This is a genomic window from Archaeoglobaceae archaeon, from assembly GCA_038734275.1.
Taxonomy (GTDB): Archaea; Halobacteriota; Archaeoglobi; order Archaeoglobales; family Archaeoglobaceae; genus WYZ-LMO2.
Genome location: JAVYOO010000001.1, coordinates 120,654 through 139,147 on the forward strand (window position 1 = coordinate 120,654; position 18,494 = coordinate 139,147).

Genomic DNA, 18,494 nt, shown 5'->3' on the forward strand with positions numbered 1-18,494 from the left:
CTCACCTCCTGTATTTTGCAAACACATCCTCGACTATCGTTGGATTGAAGCTTGCATCGTAGCCTCGCAACGGTCCTTCAACGATCTTCTTTTTATCCCAGTCTATCTTCCAGCCGTGCTGTTCCTCGAGCACCTTTAGAAGTTCTTCTCGCATCTTCAAAGGCAGATCTGCCTCACTTCTAACATAGATGTGCCAATCATCAGGCAAATCGCCCATGTATTTCTTGCTGAGCTCAATGTAATGCGTTAACTTAATCTGCCTACCCATCGAAGTATCGTTGGGGCGGATGCAAAGCCTTGCAAGCTGGACTATTGCCTCCTCTTTGGTTTCAACTGCTACAAGCAGAGAATCCGGTGCGGGTTCTATGAATGTCTTTTTCCCACTCTTAATATCGTAAACCCACCACTTATCGTTTTTCCAAGGCTTCCCTATGTAGGCTCTGCGATATTTCGTGCCATGTGGTCCAACCACCACTGGAACACCAAGGCGGTTGAATCCAGTTGCAATGCTCGCAGCCTTATGGCTATATGGCCCCCAGCTGAAGCCAACCGCACCGACGCGATTGAGAATGTAGTCCGCAATCTCAGCGTAGTTACCACGCAAAGGTCTCATTGCGAAGATGTTCGCAATCTTTATCGCCGCTCCCGCAATATGTGCATTGCTCACGCAACTGCCTACGTTTACTATGCAACCCGCGTCAAAGTTTCCGGGATACTTTTCATAGAGCGTTTTTCCTTCTTCGTCCTTTATCATCCCTATGTCCATCGCATGGCAACCAGAAGTTACGACGATGTATTTTCTCTTCAGGAACTCCTCAAGAATTTCAACAATGGACTTCATCTCATCGGGGAAGTTTATGCACCCAACCGCTGCGATTACGCCGGGAATTTGCCCAAAAACGATTGGCTGTCCAACCTTGCGAATCTCAGTGTCTTGAATTGGCCCTCTGCCAACCCTTGTCTTTCCAGTTTTCGCATAGAGCTTTTCGAAGTTGCTCCTCATTATCACGTTAACGATCTTTATTTGCTTTGGACAGCTTTGTTCGCATTTACCGCAGGCTAAGCATTGCTCCTCGAGAATTGCAAGTTTGCTCAAATCACCAGTTTTCTGCGCCTGAGCCATACCGATGTCGATTCGTAGATTGTGCGGGCACGTGAAAACGCAACTCATGCACTGCGTGCACTTCGCGATCTCAGCTTTTAATTCATCGTCGCTTGCAAAGAACTTGTATTTTCTGTCCTTATTTCTCTTGAAAATCTCTTCAGCAACCTTAGGAGCGACTTCTCCAACCTTTTCAGGCACTGGTAGAAAAACTCCTTTCAGCTTTCCGCTCACAAGCACTTCAACTATATCTTCGACTTTCCAATCGCTCACATCAGGTAATCCGCGAACTGCAGCGTCGCTTGTTGCGATCAGCGGAATTCCCATTTTGCTACATGCATCAACCAAATCCGCCCTTATGCATTGCTCGTCGCTAACAACAACGTCTGGCAATCCCGCTCTTATGACGCGGAGTTGATAGCTAATAGGGCCAAAGATCTTTGCCTTGCTTCTATACCTTGTCATGTCGTGTGCGGTGCAACAAAGCCCCGCAACTTCAAACTCATCAATTCTTCCAGATCTCTCGAGATAGTCGATGATTGGGCGGGAATACATTACGTTGTGCCCAACAACGCAGATCACAGGCTTTTTTGTGTCAACTATTCCAAAGCCCGTTGGAACTAAATCAGTGTCCGGCTTCGCCTTTGGGAAACCAAATGCAACAATTTGCGCAATGTCCGCAACTTCCATGCCAACGTGGTCTGCCATGCTTACATGCATCGCCTTGCTTTCGTAATCCACAAAGCTCTCCTCATTGCCAATGTGCGTCGAATGTAAAACCTTGACTATCTCCTTTTCAGCCCATTCAAGTGCTTTTCTCAGATCTCCAAGAGTTTTCGGTTTTATTCCTACGACGGTTCTTATCAAAGGAGCTTCAACGTTCACATCTCCACCAAGATCAATTGGTAAGTCTTCGCCAAACTCTTCGATGAGATGGTCAACAAGATGCCTTGCATGTGCGGTGTGAGCAGAAGCGCCAATGCAACAGGCGATCGTTACAAGCCTCGCTTTCGCAGTTCTTAAATCAATTCCGCAGGCACCTTTTTTGTTGAATGAAAGATCGCAAGGTCCCATGGTGCAGAGATTGCAGAAATCCTGCATAGGAGCGTAGAATGGTTCGTAGCGTTCAAGCAACTTGTGATCCCATTTTCTAAGCTCTATAATCCCCGGTTTAGGTGTTGGTCCTAAAGTTTCCCATTCCTCCTCTTCTTCCGCTATTTCACCTATTTTTATAACTACATTCTTGAGTTCGTCTACAAAAATCCCTTTTTTCATTAACATTTTCTCACCTCAATTTATTCAATTTAAAATTAGTATGCACTATTTTATATACCCAGCTGGGTTTTTACTATATTAAAAAATTAATGATTCGTGTTACTTAGTATTATTATTTTGCCTTTCTTCTTCTCGGGTGGAATAAGATTTAAATCTTCAAAACCTATATTGAACTCATGGCTCTTGGATTCGTGCTGATAAAAATCGCCCCGGGGAAGGAGAGAAAGGTCTACGACAGGATTGCGAGCATAAAGGAAGTCGAGGAGCTATATCCACTATTTGGAGAATACGATCTCATTGCGAAGATCGTAGTTAGGGATTTTGAAGAACTGAGCGATATAGTCGTTAACAAGATAAGGGCTATTGAAGGAGTTTTAGAGACAAAAACTCTAACGGGGGCAAAGTTCTGATGTTGCGCGGGCTAAGAATCGTTGCAGAGAACAAGATCGGAGTCTTAAGGGATCTAACCAAGATCATAGCAGATGAAGGCGGAAATGTTCAGTATGCCCAAAGCTTTCCTTTGCGTTTTGGAGAGCACAAGGGAAAGGCTTTGATCTACTTCGAGATCGAAGGTGGAAACTTTGAAAAAATGGTTGAAAAGATCAGGGAGCTCGAATACATACTCGAGCTTGAAGAAGAGAAGCCATTCGAGCAAGTGTATGGCAAGAGAGTGATCATTCTTGGTGGTGGAGCTCTTGTTTCGCAAGTCGCAATAGGGGCGATAAGCGAGGCAGACAGGCATAATCTTCGTGGTGAAAGAATAAGCGTTGATACAATGCCAATTGTCGGCGAAGAAGAGATTGCTGAAGCTGTAAAGGCAGTTTCAAGACTTCACAGAGCAGAAGTTCTTGTGCTTGCTGGCGGTCTCATGGGTGGGAAGATTGCAGAGGAAGTTAAAAAACTGAGGAAGAGCGGGATTAGAGTTATCTCGCTCAGCATGTTTGGAAGTGTGCCGGAAGTTAGCGATCTTGTTATCAGCGATCCAGTAATGGCGGGAACTTTGGCAGTTATGCATATAAGTGAGAGAGCGAAATTCGATATCGATCGAGTGAGGGGGAGGAGGGTTTAAACAAACATGTGTTTTGGAGGTTGTTTTGAAGAAATTTTGAGCCTTTCTATAGCGCTCAGCAAATCCACGGTCTCTATAACTTCTTTTCCCTCTGCAATTACCTTATGGAGCGAAGCCTTGAGGATCTTTTCAACCAGATCTCTCCCGCTAAGTCCTTCAGAAAGTTCTGCAATCAGCTCAAGATTCGCCTTAACCTCGACTGGGAAGTCTTTGACGTTATTTCTCAATATTTGAACACGATCCTCAAAGCTCGGAAGCCTGAATTCGATTTCTTCTTCAAATCTGCTTCTTATCGATAGATCCAGGAGCTCTATTCTGTTAGTCGCCGCAATTGTGCAAATTCCCTCGTTGCTTTGCATGCCATCAAGCTCCGTTAATAACGCATTGACTATCTCGGATACGTCTCCACGCAAGTCCTGATAGCTTCTGTCGAGAGCTATTGCATCAAATTCATCGAGAAAGACTATACAGGGCATGAGTTCTCTTGCTCTATCATATAGTTCGTGGATCTTCCTTGCTCCGTCACCAACATGTTCGCCAATTAGCTTAGTCGACTTGACTGAAATGAAAGGTGTATTGGCTTCATTTGCTATCGCCTTTGCGAGCATTGTCTTTCCAGTTCCTGGTGGGCCATAGAATAGAATGTTTTTTGGTGCCCATTTTCCGAATTTTTTGGGGTTTTTGAGATATTCAAGAACAACTTTGGCTTTTCTTTTTGCTTCTTCCTGTCCTACTACATCCGAGAATCTTATATTTTTAACAATCTCTGTCTCTATAATCTTTGTTTCAGATTCTACTATGATCTTGGTCGAATCTGAGATATACCCTGACGGAGGGACAGCATCCACGACTTCAAATGCAAAATCTGGAAACATTTTCATGTCAAACATCAGCTTTCCCTTGTAAACAAGTTCCCCCCTCCATTGATCTTTTGCGTAAGCGTTAAAGACTCTCGGATTATCTACCCTCGGATACTCTACATAGCTTGCTTTCAACGGGTATCCAAGGGGTCTGAGGATTACGTATTTAAGCTCAACTTCTCTTTCGCTCATTTAATTGAACTCAACCAGCGCTTTAATAAGTTTTTCTCGAAGTTGACAAAAAATTCTATCTTTCAAAAATTTTCAAAAATCATGTTCAAAACGAATTAGTAATTAAAAAATAGTTTTTGTCTTTGTTATTGTATAAAAGCCTCACTTGATTTTCTCACCGGGTTTAACTTCTTTCTCTGGAGTTAGTAATATTGCTCTCCCGTTAACGTCAACTGCAAGAATCATTCCCCTGCTTTCAATCCCCATTAACTTTGCGGGTTTCAAATTTGCCACAACCACCACGAGTTTTCCGCATAACTCTTCGGGAGAGTAATCTTCTGCAATTCCTGCTACTATTTGTCTAATTTCGTTACCAATGTCGACCATTAGTTTCAGAAGCTTTTTGCTTTTCTCAACTCTCTCTGCGGACACAACTTTTCCGATTCTGAGATCGATTTTCTTGAAGTCCTCAATTGTAATCTCTGATTCTTTCTTTTCTGAGAACCTTTCGAAGAGGGTTCTTTTTAATGGTTCAATGTCATTGTCCTCTATTTTCTTGAAGGGTAATTCAGGTTTTCTGATTTCGAGCTCCTTTTCTACCTTAAGAGCGTCTTCAATAGAGCAATCTTCGAGTTTCAGCCCTATTGCAGAGGCAACTTTTTCCATGCTCTTTGGCATTATTGGATAACCCAGAACAATCAAAGCTTTTGCAATTTGTAGACAATTTGCAACTGCTTTCATAGCCTTTGCCTTATCAGACTTCAAATGCTCCCAAGCCTTGGAATTCTGGAAGTAAACATTTCCAAAACTTGCTAATTCCATCAAAGCATCACTTGCCGTCTTAAATTCCCATTTCTTTATAGCATCCACGATCTTTTCTTTGGTAGCTTTGATTTGTTTTAGAATTTCTTCGTCAACTTCCATCTCAATTTTACCAAAGTTTTTCCAAGCAAAAGAAAGGATCCTGAAAAGGAAGTTGCCAAGTGTGGCTATAATCTCATTATTTACTTTATCCCTGAAAACATCCCAAGAGAAGTTGAGGTCTTTATCGTGGCTCGTGTAGTTTATGATGTAGTATCTCAGATAATCTGGATTAAAACCGCACTTTAAATACTCGTCTTCTACCCATACAACGTATCCTCTGCTCTTCGAGAACGTTTTTCCCTCTATCTTAACCATTCCGCTCGCAACGACTGCAGAAGGCAATGAATAGCCTGCACCCTTTAACATGGCCGGCCAGAAAATGCAGTGATGATAAGCTATGTCCAAGCCGATGAAGTGCACGATTTCGCCTTTCCCTTCAAGCCATATGTCTCTCCAGTCTTTTGTTGCTTTCTCTGTGAAGCTTATGTATCCTATCGGAGCATCAACCCACACGTAAAGCACAAGACTTTCGTCGAGCGGAAATCTGACCCCCCACTCAAGATTTCTCGTTATACACCAATCTTTAAGGTTTCCAACCCATTCTCTTGCATAGTTAAGTGCATTTTCAGTTCCGGAAAGCTTCGAAAGATATTCTTTAAGAAATTCCTGAAAAGCAGTTAGCTTGAAAAAGTAGTGTGTCTGTTTTCTAAACTGAGCTTTATTTCCGCAGATCTTGCATCTCGGTTCCAGAATCTCGCCAGGCTCAAGATGCCTACCACAGCCCTGATCACACTCATCGCCTCTTGCCGGGGTTTTGCAATAGGGGCAAATTCCCTCCACATATCTGTCCGGTAAAAATCTATCGCATTTCTCGCAGTATGCAAGTTCTATCTCTTTTTTGTAGACGTATCCGTTCTCTATAAGCTTCTTAACAAATTCTTTTGTTCTTTCATGGTGGTATTCGTCCGTTGTTTTTCCAAAGTAATCAAAATGAATGTTCAAAGCGTTGAAAACTCTCTGAAAGTGCTCATGGTATTTTTCAATAAATTTTTGTGGTTCTATTCCTTCTTTTTCCGCATTCACAACTATCGGTGTTCCATGACAGTCGCTCCCACAGATGAAAATGACCTTTTCACCCATCATTCTAAGGTAGCGAACATAAATATCTGCTGGAATATAAGTTCGGAGATGACCGATGTGGAGCTTTCCATTTGCATAAGGAAGTCCACATGTTACGAGCTTCATAGGTAAAAAGGGGGCCGGGGGAGATAAATATCTTTTTACTTTTCAATTTTATTACGATTAAAACTTTTTTTAATACCCGTTAACAAAAACAAAAAAGTTTATTAATTCAAAGTCAGAAAAAATTTATGCACATTCCCGATGGATATCTCGATCTAAGCATTGCAGGAACATTCTTTGTTCTGACCATCGTAGTTTTAGGCTACTCCATATATAGGCTAAGAGGGGAAAAGCTTACTTCGTTATTCGGAGTTCTTTCCGCAGCAATCTTTGCTGCACAGATGCTGAACTGGCCTATTCCTGGAGGAACTTCTGCACACTTCGTTGGCGGATCTCTCGCCGGGATTCTACTAGGTCCCTATGCTGGAGCTTTGGCAATGGCAATTGTGCTCACAATTCAGACGCTTGTTTTTAACGACGGTGGAATCACGGCTTGGGGGGCCAATGTTTGGAACATGGCTATAGTCAATGTCTTTGTGGGCTACTATATTTACCGGCTAATCTCAAATAAGAACAGAACTTTAGCAGCCTTCTTAGCTGGCTGGCTTGGAATTACAACCGCAGCAATCTTTGCTGGGTTAGAAATTGGTCTTTCGACGAGCTTTGCTTACGGGCTGAGCATAACAGTTCCAGTAATGGGATTTTGGCATGCAATTCTTGGCATAGTTGAAGGAGTTATCACTGCTGGAGTTGTCGGATATCTTGCCACTCGCAGAGCGGATCTGCTTGAAAAGAAAGAAGTGGGTAAAGCTTCCTTTGTCATGATAGCAGTTTTAATTGCAGTTTCACCGATCTTTGCCTACCTTGCTGAAGCGGTGGGTTATTCAGAGCCTCTGGAAAATGCTGCAGAGATGCTTGGGCTTGAAGAGAATCCAATATATGAGGGATTGCTTCCAGACTACACAATCCCGGGACTCGATCCATACACTGGAACACTGATTAGCGGAGCAATTGGCGTTGTAATCGTTTTAGCACTTGCTTACTTAATGAAGTATGCACGTAGTTCTCGAAAAGACGCTTAAAAATGCTTCAGCATATTTTCAAAATTTTTTCCTCCATGAGTATTCGTCCAGAGGCGTAATTCATTCAATCGACGCAAGAATTAAACTTTTTAGCACCTTTTTATTCGTTCTTATTGCGGTTTCGACGTTTGATCTGAAAAAATTGCTTTTCCTGCTCTTCTCTTTACTTGCAATCTCTGTTACCCTTGGATTGAGCCTTAAAAGTATTCTAAAAAGAGTGTGGCTTTTCTCTCTCTTCTCGTTCACAGTGGTCTCACCTTTGCTTATTCAGGACATAAAATACCCATTTTTATTCACTCTAAGGGTGCTCATTGCCCTGATTGCAGTTCAAATGCTTGTAATGAGCACAAGCTTTGCAGAGATCTGTTCTGCTTTTCGTTCATTTAAAGTTCCAGAGATTTTTGTCCATGGTTTGTGGCTTGCGTATAGATACATTTTGGTAGTTTTCCAGGACATAATAAACATTCTGCTTGCAAGAGAGAGTAGAAGAGTGGCAAAGGGAAGCCACATGGAGGTATGGAGAAAAGGTGGCGAAGCTATCGGCCTATTCTTTCTGCGGAGCATTGAAAGAGCAGAGAGAGTTCAGCTTGCTATGGCATCAAGGGGGGATAGAATCCTAAAAGGCAAATCTCAATTTGGAATGCTGGAGATTATTTATATAACGCTTACAACCTTTATAGCCTTGTGGTGCATAGTCCTCTAATAATAAGTGCAAGGGATCTTGACTACGTGTATCCCGACGGAAGCTTGGGTGTAAAGGATGTCAACATCGACATCTTCGCTGGAGAAAGAATTGGGATCATTGGGCCAAATGGAAGTGGTAAGTCAACTCTGATTTTTCTTCTCTCGGGCTTGCTAAAACCCACAAAAGGAGAAGTAAGAATATTTGGAATTATTCCCGACAAAAAGAACATCGAAAGTATAAGACGAAAAATAGGTGTTGTTTTCCAGAATCCCGACGATTTCCTTTTTAATCCAACTGTAAAAGATGAACTTCTTTATGTTCCAAGACAGCTCGAAATGAGCGAGGAAGAAATGCGTTCTCTGCTTTTAGAGTATTCAAAAACTTTTAATCTTGTAGAGGTGCTTCAAAAACCTCCTTTCAGGCTGAGCGGTGGAGAGAAAAAGAAAGTGGAGATTGCGAGTGTGTTGATTTACAAACCAGAAGTAATCTTTCTCGATGAGCCAACGGCAAATGTGGACGGCAAAACGAGGCGAATAGTTGCAGAAATGATGAAAAAATACGAGGGGACGATAGTTATAACTTCTCACGAGCTTGAAATAATCAGAGAGCTATGCAAACGTGTGATTTTGATGTCAAGAGGTAAAATTGTCGCAGACACTAAAATTGAAGACCTGAATGAAGGAATGCTTGAGGAAATAGGCGTAATTTAGGCCGAATAGTATATTTTATCTGAAACCTCTTTCCGTATCTTTCCAATTCTTTCAAGATAGTTCAGATGAGCGATTGTTTCGCCAACTGCGAACCATTTCTGCATCGTAGGGAGCTCATTCCAGTCTTCATATTTTAAATCCCAAGTTATGTGTTTTGCTACCTCCCATGCGGTTCTTGAACCATTTCTGACAGCATTCAAAGCTTCTTTGAGTCTTATTCTGTGGTGTTCCTTAAGCTCATCAATTCTCTTTCTGTGATCGCCATAGAAATTTCTGTGCCCCGGTAGAGTCATGTTGACTTCGAGCCCATAGACTTTGTCAAGACTTCTCAGATAATCTCCAAGAGCATCTTCAAGCGTATCCCAGTGCGTAATATTTGGTGTAATGTCGAACAGGATGTGATCACCAGAGAATAGGATACCCTTTTCTGGTTCATAAAGGCACAGATGTCCTGGAGTATGCCCAGGAGTGTGGATGACTTCCAGCAAATAGTTTCCAAACTCCAGCAAATCACCCTCGTATAAAAAATTGAATTGAACCCTCTTGGGGCTATATTTAACTGCTGGATGGATTTTTGATACCTTCTCAGCCTCACTTTGTGGAAATCCATTTTTTATGTAGAATTCTGCAATTCTTTCCCAATGTTCTGGGTGAACTGCAGCTTCAACAGCAATCTCTGCGTCTATTTCACTTATGTAAACTTCTCCGCCCAGTTTTCCTGCTAGGCCAATGTGGTCGGCATGCAAGTGGGTTACAAAAATCTCAGCCTTTTTTAAATCAACTCCGATCTCATTCAGCCCTTTGAGCATCTCTTCGTAACATATATCGAGATTAAAGCCCGTGTCTATGATCAAAGCCCTCTCTCCGCTAATTACATAGGAATTTAGAAATTTTAGTGGATTTCTTGGCAGTGGTATCTCTATCCTATAGAGTCCATCTGCAATTTTTTCGGTCATTTCTTTTTCTTAACTGCCGTTTTAAAAGTTGCAACCATCACTACTTCCTCGTTCTGGTTAAGTGTTGAAATCTTGAAGGCAACAACTCCGTAGTCCCCCTTGTCCTCTTTCCCTTCAACCTCCACGACCGCCCTTATGGTATCTCCTATGAAAACAGGTTTTGTGAACCTAAGCTTATCTATGCCGTAGAACGCTATGAGGCTGTCTTCTGTTAGTCTTAGCCTCGTTATAAGCCCACTCGTGATGGCAAGAGTCAACAGGCCATGTGCAATTCTTTTACCAAAAATCGTCTTTTTTGCAAATTCCTCGTCAAGATGGATTCTGTTCCAGTCACCACTAACTCCGGCGAAGTTTACTATGTCTGCCTCAGTTATTGTTTTTCCTGCCGTCTCTACTCTCATTCCAGGCTCGAAATCTTCAAAAAACATAAAAGATCACGGGATTTAATCCCGTATTCCTACAAGGTATTTTGCAATCTTTTTCATTTCTTCGAAGTTGTAGGAGCGCCAGATGGCAATGTCCTCCATCACAGGGGATCCACCGCCATGAACACCTGCGACTGCACTTGTTCCCCCGAGAGAGGAGCAAAGAATGTTCGAAATTCCATAAAGGCAACGATAAACTTTCTCAGGTGGAACATCACTTCTTCTCTTGATGTATTTTTCAATTAAAGGTCTTATTTCTGGATTTAGATAGTCTTCAGCAAATGGTAAGCAGGCTGGAAGTCCGCCAGCAAGCTCTGCCAAGATTTCGAGATCGTGGTAGTAGTTAAGACCAGCGTGTCTTCTGCCTACATTTGCATAAATCTCGTTTGGAATAAATGTTCCGGCAGGTGTTTTTGTTCCTTTTACCGCAGAAGCAATACCGGCAGCATAAACGAGTTCTGCAGTAGCAGCAAGGTCCACAAGCTTCTCTCTTATGTTATGTCTGTCATAAACACCGTTGTATTCCGCTATTAGGGCTCCGAAACCCATCTTAACATCCGTTGCCGCCGGCTTACAGCCTGTGTAGCTGTGTCTATGGAATAAAGCAAAGAGATGAGCTGCCATTGTGGCCTGTTTGTGCTCTCCACATATGAACACACGATCCCATGGAACAAACACGTTGTCGAAGATGATCATGTTCTCATCGTCGCCAATTTCATTAAAAGGCATATTCAATTCAGGTGGAGCTCTGTGGTGGGCAGTTCTTGCAACAATCTTAACTCCTTCTGTGTCAGCAGGAATTGCAAAAGCTACGCTGTAATCCTTATCTTTTTCAGTCATCGCCCTCGTTGGTACAACGATTATCTCATCCGCTACTGCAGCCATGGTTATGCAGTTCTTTGCACCTCTAACAACGATTCCGTCGCTTCTCTTTTCAACAACACGAACATACATATCAGGATCGTCTTGTTCGTGCGGTCTTTTGCTTCTATCTCCTTTTACGTCTGTCTGAGCACATGCAGCGACGAGATCTCTATTCTGGAACTCTTTCAGGTATTCAAGGAACCTCTTATGATAGTCTGTTCCGAATTCCTGATCTGCGGCAAATGTGGCAACAGATAATCCGTTAATCGCGTCACAGCCCATACAACGCTGAATACAGCCTCCAGTTACTCTACAACACTTTCTTATCATTTCTTGCTTCTTTAACAAGTCTTCAGCAGACTGATTTACGTGTGTAAATCTGTTTATTTTCCTACCTGTCAAATGGGAGTGTGTCACAAGCAAATCTCTAAATTCCGGGTTGTCCACCAAATCAAAGGTTTTTGAGATTACATTTATCCCTCCAGCAAGCTCAGGAGAATCTCTTGTAACTTTTTTTCCTCTAACGTATACATTTGGCTTCATTTTAAAAAGATCCTGCTTGTATTCATCCGAAGTTCTCATTTTAACACCTCCATTTTATTTTATTCCCAAAAATATTTACACTACCGCGGCTTTTCATTCTATCACCGAAACTTTCTTACATAAACTACTATTAAACTTTTCTGTGTGTTGAAACTCGCAAAATTTTCGAGGCTGTCTTCAAATTATACGAAAAATTTCATTATGAGGATATTAAAGTCTAAAAGAAGTGTTTTAATACTCTAAATGCAAAGTCAGAAGGATGACGCTAAAAATTGCAAAAGACTTCTATCTCCTAAAACCAGGCAAGGTGGTGTTTGGCGATGATGGAGAGATTTTATATGCCTCATCTTCAGTTAGTCTTATCCTGGATGAAATTTACGTGGTAGTTGACACGGGCTTACCAACTGATCAGGGAGAAATTGTCCAAGCTCTTTCGGAACTTGGCTTAAGACCTTCTGATATAGACATTGTGATCAATACACACCTCCATCCAGATCACTGCGGTGGAAATGAACTTTTCTCTGGCAAGATATTTGCTCATCCTCTTGAAATTCGGCGAACTTCTGCAGATTATCTGCCATGTCCTTCAAAAATCTCCGAAAGAATAAAAGTAATCGAAACTCCGGGCCACATCGATGGACACATCTCTGTTGTTTTTGAGGAGATAGTTGTTGCTGGTGATGCAATTCCAACAAAGGACAATTATTTAAAGAGTTTAATTCCGAGGCTTCATACGAATGCCGAGAAGGCAAGGGAAAGCATGGAGAAGATAATAAAAATTTCAAAGATAATTATTCCGGGACATGATGAGCCCATTTATGTTTTAAAGTAGAGTTGCAACTGCTATTGCTCTTGCAAAACCTTCAGCGCTCTGATTTCTACTTGTGTCTACGATTCTGTATGGTAATCCGCAGTAGACTGCGCCATACTCTTTTCCGCCCCCGAGATAGCAGAGAGATCTGAAAATAAGGTTTCCCGAAATGCCATCTGGAGCAATTACTATCCCTTTTTCAACTGCATCCTCTATTCTTATTTCAAGGTTCTCCCCTCCAGAAACTTTTGCAACGAGCTCTGCTTCAGCAAGAGATCGATCAACAAGCTCGTATCTTCCAATGTCTCCATATCTTCCTCCAGCAAGCACAGCTACTTTCTTTGGGATTCCAAGCATTTCTGCTATTTGCTTTGAATACTCAATTAGCTTTAATTTTTCCGAAATTGTTTTGCCTTCATCAACTCCAACGGGAGAAAGAAGGAAAAGAACCCCACTTATCGTTTCAAAAATTCCAACTCTCAGTGGTGAATAGTCCTTTCTTAGAATTTCAAGCATTTTTGAAGCTCTTGCGGTTCCCCGAACTATGGCATGAACTTCTCCTGAGATGACAAGTCTTGACAACTCTTTTTCAGTTTTTTCTCCTTTATCAACTACCAATACATCTGCAAATTTGGCAAGTTCTACCGCTTTCAGTATTCGCTCCTCGCTTGTTTCATCGAATCTGTAAAGCCCAATAGCAATTTTTTTTCTTTTTATCCTTTCTTTTATATTTTTATGCAGATACATATTATTTCTACCGCAAAGCTTCTGCAATTTTCTTGGCTAAATTTTTGCATGAATTAAGACCGAATTCGTCTCTTTTTACTGCCTCAAGATCTTTCATGGAACCAACGAGAGTTCCACCAAATCTCATCGCAACAAGCCTCATCTCATGCGTTAGCATCCACTGGTGTATCTGATCACAAACGATCTCCTGACCACCGTTTCTTGCCTGTCCTACCGCAATTGCTCCACCCAATTTTCCTTTAAGCTTTCCCCGAATCATTATACTTCTATCAAACAGCGCCTTTACCTGAGCAGAGACGCTTACGTAATAAACTGGAGAAGCTATGATTATTGCATCTGCCGCGATCATTTTATCAAACACTTCCTTGGCATCATCTTTTATCGGGCATTCTTTTCCTTCTAAGCATTTACCACAGTGGTTGCAGAACTTAACTTCCTTTTCTGCCAGCGAAATTCTTTCGGTTTCAAAACCAAGTTCTTTAAGTTCGTTTAGTGTAAAATTCAGTGCGAATTCGGTATTTGCACCTTTTCTTGGTGATCCACAAATTCCGAGCACTTTCATAGCTAAACTCATGATTTTCTGTATATATCTTTTGCCTTTCGAGTTCAGCAAGTTTTATCAATTCCGGGTTTCAGACAAGAATATGAAAAAAAGCTTTGAAGAACTCCTTGAAGGACTTAAAAAGATTCATCCGGATTTTAAGGTAATCTCCACCGATACTGTGGTAGTCTCGGATTGGGTAAGATGGAAATGCATGTTTGGTTGTAAAGCTTTTGGAAAGCATTTGAATTGTCCACCATTCGTTCCTTCAGTGGAGGAGACAAGGAAGTTGCTTAAATGCTATCGCTCTGCAATTCTTGCAAGATTCGAGGCAAAGCCTGATTACTCTCAACCTCCAGAAAGGATTCATCACTACCTAATGAACACATTGCGGGAATTTTATGATACAATGTTCGAAATGGAACGCTTTGCATACACTTCTGGCTACTACAAAGCATTTGCTCTATATGCTCTGCCTTGTCCTTACTGCGATCCATGTGTTGCAGAAAAACTCGAAACAATCGATATAGATCCGAAACGCTATTGCAAATTCCAGCATAAAGTAAGGCCTGCAATGGAAGCAACTGGTATTGACGTTTTTCAGACTGTTAGGAATGCGGGATATGACTTGGAAGTTTTAACGTCTCCATCTGATAAAATTCTGTTTTATGGATTACTGCTGCTTGAGTAGGGTGGTAGTTTGGACGAGCATGTCATGGAACTTCTCGGAAAGGCTAAAGCAGTAGTAAGAGACGGTAAAATAGTTGAAATTTCAGAGCCAAAGCTGAGATATTGTCCACTTTTCAGGAAACTTCATGGAATTGAAAGAATAACTAAGGAGGAAGTTTGGAAAAATCTCAACTATAGAATCCAGAGCTTCGGACTTTTTACTGCAAATAGAAAGATTTTAGACGATCGAGTTTTTGCAACCTTTGGCGCTTCTGAAATCTTTTACAGCTGTCTAAAAAGTGGTTTCCTTGATGTGGTTGTAATCGTTGCAGACTGTGCTGGGACAGTTGTAACTTCCAATCCCAAGCTCGTTCAGGGGCTTGGTGGAAGAATTTCAGGACTAATAAAGACTTCACCAGTCAAGGAGGTAATAGAGAGAATCGAAAAAGAGGGGGGATTTGTGATAAACAAAAATGCGGAGATAAACCAAATAAAGGGTGTAACCTTCGCTGTAGAGAGCGGTTTCAGTAAAATAGGGGTCACGCTTACAACGCCAGAAGAGGCAAAGGCATGTGTGGAGATTGAGAAAAGGAGTAATGTTAGAATCCTGAAATTCGCCGTCCACACTACTGGAGCCAATTGGAGCGCTGAAGATGCCAAGAACTTTGATCTGATCACTCTTTGCGCCTCAAGAAGTTTGCGGGAGAATCTTAAGGGAATCATAAAGGCTCAGGCTGGTGAAGCCATTCCAATTGTCGCACTTTCTGAATTTGGAAAATATGCTCTGCTTGAGAGGGCAAAGGATATGGATGGAATCCTTATAATCTCAAAGCCACTTCCATATCTTAGCCAAAACCAACCAGAACCATTGATATAGGGATAGATATGATTGTCGAAGTCCGAAATCTGGTCAAAAACTACATGCTTAGCAGTGGAAAAACACTAAGAGCTCTTGAAGTAGAGCATTTTGCAGTCGAGAAGGGGGATTTGGTTGGATTACTTGGCAAAAGCGGTAGCGGAAAAACAACCCTGCTGAGAATTCTCAGAGGTGCGGAGAGTTTTGACGAGGGAGAAGTTTTGATCGATGGGATTCGGCTAACTCCTCAATCGAGCAAAGGGGAATTCAGGAGTGTGATGGAGAAAACTGCCATACATCTACAGCGTTCTTTTGGTTTGTGGTCTGAGAAAGTCATTGAAAACGTGATTAGAGCCATAGCCTATACCCAATTTGGTGAAGAAATCCTACCAGAATGGGATCCGGTATTGTATGAAGAAATGCAGAGAGAGGCGATGAAATTACTGGAAATTGTGGATTTGAAGCATAAAGCGGAGTGCTGGGCTGAGATTCTCAGCGGTGGTGAAAAGCAAAGGTTAATCCTGGCAAGACAAATTGCCAAGAAACCGTCAGTTTTGCTTTTAGATGAATTTGGAACCATGACATGTCCCGAAACACGACAAAAGGCGATAGAAATGATTAAAAAAGTGAACAAAGAGCTTGGAATTACTGTAATTTTCTCTTCTCATATGCCTGAAATTCACAGAGCTCTGGCAAAGAGGGTTGTTTTGATTGAAAGAGGGAAGATCGTTGATGATGGAACTCCTGAAGAAATAATTTCGAAATTCCTTTCAGAACTTGAACAACCGATTAACGGTCGGAAGAGGATTGGTGGAGGGGTAGTTCGGCTTGAGAATGTCAGAAAGAAGTATTATGTTGTTCCTGGTGGACAGACACTCGATTTGAGAGACGTTTCGATTTCAATTCGAAGGGGCGAAATAGTTGGTTTTATTGGGAGAAGTGGTAGTGGTAAAACAGTTCTTGCAAGGCTTATTAGTGGGCTTGAACTTCCAGATGAAGGTAGAGTAATGATAAGAACAGAAAGAAAATGGGTTGATTTCAGCAAGTTTGGGAGAAAGAACGTTGAGGTCAGGAGAAAGATAGGCATACTGCATCAGGAGTTTGCCTTGCCCTTCTGGGCAAAGGTTAGCGACTTAATTGCATATAAGATTAGAATAAAAAGAGAAAGTGCTGTTGAAGAAGCAATGAAAAAAGCTGAAGAGCTCGGAATGAGCGAAAGTCTATTCGATGCAATCTACAGGATGACAGATCTACCCAGAGAGGAGGCAGAAATAAGGTTGAGGAGACTTGGACTGCCGTATGATATTATAAAGGAGCTATTCCCAGAGAGCTCGGAAGATCTCACAAAGATTTACCCGATTCTTGAGAGGCTTAATCTTCCAGTAGAAATTTTAGATCGGCAAAGTCATGAGCTTTCTGGTGGTGAAGCGGTCCGTCTTGGTATTGCTTTAGCTTCGATAACAAAACCAAAGATATTAATTCTTGATGAACCCTTCGGAGACATTGATCCGGTAACGCTCAGAAAAGTTGCAAACTTCCTAAAGGAAATGAACCTGAAAGACAGAACCACTATAATCGTTATAAGTCATCAGCATGAGCTTGTAAAAGAGCTTGCGGATAGAATAATTCAGGTAGACGATGGAAAGGTTCAGGAAGTGAAGTAGCCCGACTGTAGCTTTATTCTTTCATTGAGCACACATTTGCCGTTTCTTAAGCCTCCAATGGGATTCTTTGGATTGCCAAGGGCGTTCATGCACCTTGCCATAACAGCAGCACCCCTTGCTAATCCGTCATCGACGAAAACAATATTTTTTTCAGGCTTTTTATATAATTCAAGGTCTTTTAGCTCTTCAAGAAAAAGCCATGGTTTCTTTCCTGTTATACCGGCTCTTCCAGTAATTCCAATTGCCATATTTTCCATGAAGAACCCCTCACTTTGGATGACTTCAAGTATCCTTCTGAAAATCTTCGCCATTACAACGTCGATCGTTGCAAAGAGCAGGTTTTGATCCCTGATCTCAGCTCCAATCTTTTCTAACTCATTAAAATTGCTCCCGTTATCGCCCACATCACATCCTACAAGCAAGATCCCTGCATCCTCTGCAGCCCTTGCATTGACAGGTATTTTACCGTATCTCTTGCAGTTTGCAGGAACTTTACCTATCCTGATGTGGCGGTGAATCTCTTCTGCAAATTCAAAGGCCTCATCTTTGATGCTGTATTCACATAGCTTAAGATCGATCGCTGAAACTTCTTTGTTTTTTAGAAATCCCTTGGTTATGACATCAGCTATGGCACCGCCAAGACCGCAAAAGTTGCCTATGGTTCTTGCGTAAGGCAGATCGTCGTTTGTAATCCTCCCTTTCAGAGTTGTGCCAAAATCCATGGAAATACATGGATTTCTAAAATCAACGTCTGTCCATTTTGCCCCTTCCTTGATTCCAGCAGTTGATAGCTCACCTTCCATCTCATTTGCTACGATTTCAGCTCCTGTTGAGCCTCTGGGAGGCATAACACCCGCAACGGAACCGTCGAAAAAGACCTTATCGAGGAGACTGAACTTCCTTATTTTTTCTGGTAAGTTATCCTTTGTAACCGCGGGAACCATCTTGCCTGGCGGAACTCCGGCTAAAAGGCTTCCATCCGCAAGAGCCTGTATAAAAGTTCCTATATCACTTGGATTTTCAAAATGTGCAACTACTCCAGTAGACCGAACGAGAAAATCAATTTCAGAAACGTTTATTCCGGATTTATTGCAAGCTTCCTTTATGGATTCGCTCACGATTTCAGCAATGGATTGCCTTGTAAGCGGGACTCCAAAAATAGTCTCACCAAAGATGGTCTCACCAAGTCTTGGCTTTCTAACCTCTCGCGTAAGCTTTACAACTTTATTCACGAGGTATGTTTTCCCGCTCGTAAGATCTGTGGCGGTTATAATACATTTCGTGGTGGTATTTCCAACTTCAACAGATGCCACGATAAATAACGTTAAACTTCCTGCCTCCATTGAAGCTCCATTGACCTTTCTGTGCAGAGAGATATATTCACTCTTGGCTATTCGTGGCTTGGAGGATAAAAGAGA

18 protein-coding genes are annotated in these 18,494 nt (G+C 41.9%); 9 read left to right on the plus strand and 9 right to left on the minus strand.

The features are described from left to right. Nucleotide 1: 1 nt before the first annotated feature. Nucleotides 2–2,377: a CO dehydrogenase/acetyl-CoA synthase complex subunit alpha gene (cdhA, locus tag QXI54_00635; protein ID MEM0301659.1), complete on the minus strand. Its 2,376-nt coding sequence runs from the start codon at nucleotides 2,375–2,377 to the stop codon at nucleotides 2–4. A gap of 176 nt (nucleotides 2,378–2,553) precedes the next feature. Here cdhA and QXI54_00640 point away from each other — a divergent pair, with 176 nt between their 5' ends. After that, nucleotides 2,554–2,787: an Lrp/AsnC ligand binding domain-containing protein gene (locus QXI54_00640; protein MEM0301660.1), complete on the plus strand. Its 234-nt coding sequence runs from the start codon at nucleotides 2,554–2,556 to the stop codon at nucleotides 2,785–2,787. Beyond that, nucleotides 2,787–3,446, plus strand: coding sequence for a DUF5612 domain-containing protein (locus tag QXI54_00645; protein MEM0301661.1), 660 nt, complete (start codon nucleotides 2,787–2,789; stop codon nucleotides 3,444–3,446). The genes QXI54_00640 and QXI54_00645 overlap by 1 nt, the downstream gene beginning before the upstream one ends. Here the strand turns inward: QXI54_00645 and QXI54_00650 are convergent. Further along, nucleotides 3,443–4,498 (minus strand): AAA family ATPase, encoded by a 1,056-nt coding sequence (locus QXI54_00650; protein MEM0301662.1) that lies wholly within the window; start codon nucleotides 4,496–4,498, stop codon nucleotides 3,443–3,445. The genes QXI54_00645 and QXI54_00650 overlap by 4 nt on opposite strands. 141 nt (nucleotides 4,499–4,639) lie before the next feature. Further along, on the minus strand, nucleotides 4,640–6,586 hold the full coding sequence (gene metG / locus QXI54_00655) for a methionine--tRNA ligase (protein MEM0301663.1): 1,947 nt from the start codon (nucleotides 6,584–6,586) through the stop codon (nucleotides 4,640–4,642). A gap of 125 nt (nucleotides 6,587–6,711) precedes the next feature. Here metG and QXI54_00660 point away from each other — a divergent pair, with 125 nt between their 5' ends. Genes QXI54_00660 through QXI54_00670 form a run of 3 tightly spaced genes read left to right on the plus strand, consistent with a single transcriptional unit; the run spans nucleotide 6,712 to nucleotide 9,000 of the window. Further along, nucleotides 6,712–7,605, plus strand: a complete 894-nt coding sequence (locus tag QXI54_00660) for an energy-coupling factor ABC transporter permease (protein MEM0301664.1) — start codon at nucleotides 6,712–6,714, stop codon at nucleotides 7,603–7,605. Then, on the plus strand, nucleotides 7,577–8,308 hold the full coding sequence (cbiQ, locus tag QXI54_00665) for a cobalt ECF transporter T component CbiQ (protein ID MEM0301665.1): 732 nt from the start codon (nucleotides 7,577–7,579) through the stop codon (nucleotides 8,306–8,308). Before QXI54_00660 ends, cbiQ begins: the two co-directional genes overlap by 29 nt. Continuing rightward, nucleotides 8,293–9,000: an energy-coupling factor ABC transporter ATP-binding protein gene (locus QXI54_00670; protein MEM0301666.1), complete on the plus strand. Its 708-nt coding sequence runs from the start codon at nucleotides 8,293–8,295 to the stop codon at nucleotides 8,998–9,000. Before cbiQ ends, QXI54_00670 begins: the two co-directional genes overlap by 16 nt. Here QXI54_00670 and QXI54_00675 read toward each other — a convergent pair. The 3 genes from QXI54_00675 to QXI54_00685 are packed head-to-tail and all read right to left on the minus strand — an operon-like array spanning nucleotide 8,997 to nucleotide 11,827. Further along, nucleotides 8,997–9,956 carry an MBL fold metallo-hydrolase gene (locus tag QXI54_00675; protein MEM0301667.1) on the minus strand — a complete coding sequence of 320 codons (960 nt, stop codon included), beginning with the start codon at nucleotides 9,954–9,956 and terminating at the stop codon, nucleotides 8,997–8,999. The genes QXI54_00670 and QXI54_00675 overlap by 4 nt on opposite strands. After that, nucleotides 9,953–10,357: a MaoC/PaaZ C-terminal domain-containing protein gene (locus QXI54_00680; protein ID MEM0301668.1), complete on the minus strand. Its 405-nt coding sequence runs from the start codon at nucleotides 10,355–10,357 to the stop codon at nucleotides 9,953–9,955. Before QXI54_00680 ends, QXI54_00675 begins: the two co-directional genes overlap by 4 nt. Before the next feature lie 42 nt (nucleotides 10,358–10,399). Next, on the minus strand, nucleotides 10,400–11,827 hold the full coding sequence (locus tag QXI54_00685) for a 4-hydroxyphenylacetate 3-hydroxylase family protein (GenBank protein MEM0301669.1): 1,428 nt from the start codon (nucleotides 11,825–11,827) through the stop codon (nucleotides 10,400–10,402). A 220-nt stretch (nucleotides 11,828–12,047) separates the two neighbouring features. On the opposite strand from QXI54_00685, the gene QXI54_00690 reads away from it, so the two are divergent. After that, entirely contained in the window at nucleotides 12,048–12,620 is a 573-nt protein-coding gene (locus tag QXI54_00690) for an MBL fold metallo-hydrolase (GenBank protein ID MEM0301670.1), read from the plus strand. Here QXI54_00690 and QXI54_00695 read toward each other — a convergent pair. After that, a complete protein-coding gene (locus tag QXI54_00695; GenBank protein MEM0301671.1) occupies nucleotides 12,612–13,346 on the minus strand; it encodes a hypothetical protein in 735 nt (244 codons plus the stop codon). The genes QXI54_00690 and QXI54_00695 overlap by 9 nt on opposite strands. 7 nt (nucleotides 13,347–13,353) lie before the next feature. Continuing rightward, on the minus strand, nucleotides 13,354–13,908 hold the full coding sequence (locus QXI54_00700) for a flavodoxin family protein (GenBank protein MEM0301672.1): 555 nt from the start codon (nucleotides 13,906–13,908) through the stop codon (nucleotides 13,354–13,356). An 82-nt stretch (nucleotides 13,909–13,990) separates the two neighbouring features. Here QXI54_00700 and QXI54_00705 point away from each other — a divergent pair, with 82 nt between their 5' ends. From QXI54_00705 to QXI54_00715, 3 genes are read left to right on the plus strand one after another with little or no spacing between them, the layout of a single operon-like run. Next, on the plus strand, nucleotides 13,991–14,578 hold the full coding sequence (locus QXI54_00705) for a DUF2284 domain-containing protein (protein ID MEM0301673.1): 588 nt from the start codon (nucleotides 13,991–13,993) through the stop codon (nucleotides 14,576–14,578). Nucleotides 14,579–14,587: 9 nt separating this feature from the next. Next, nucleotides 14,588–15,433: a DUF2099 family protein gene (locus tag QXI54_00710; protein MEM0301674.1), complete on the plus strand. Its 846-nt coding sequence runs from the start codon at nucleotides 14,588–14,590 to the stop codon at nucleotides 15,431–15,433. An 8-nt stretch (nucleotides 15,434–15,441) separates the two neighbouring features. After that, a complete protein-coding gene (locus QXI54_00715; protein ID MEM0301675.1) occupies nucleotides 15,442–17,076 on the plus strand; it encodes an ATP-binding cassette domain-containing protein in 1,635 nt (544 codons plus the stop codon). Here the strand turns inward: QXI54_00715 and QXI54_00720 are convergent. Continuing rightward, complete coding sequence (locus QXI54_00720) at nucleotides 17,061–18,419, minus strand: methanogenesis marker 14 protein (GenBank protein MEM0301676.1); 1,359 nt, start codon at nucleotides 18,417–18,419, stop codon at nucleotides 17,061–17,063. The two genes, QXI54_00715 and QXI54_00720, sit on opposite strands and share 16 nt — an antisense overlap. Between the last annotated feature and the right edge of the window lie 75 nt (nucleotides 18,420–18,494).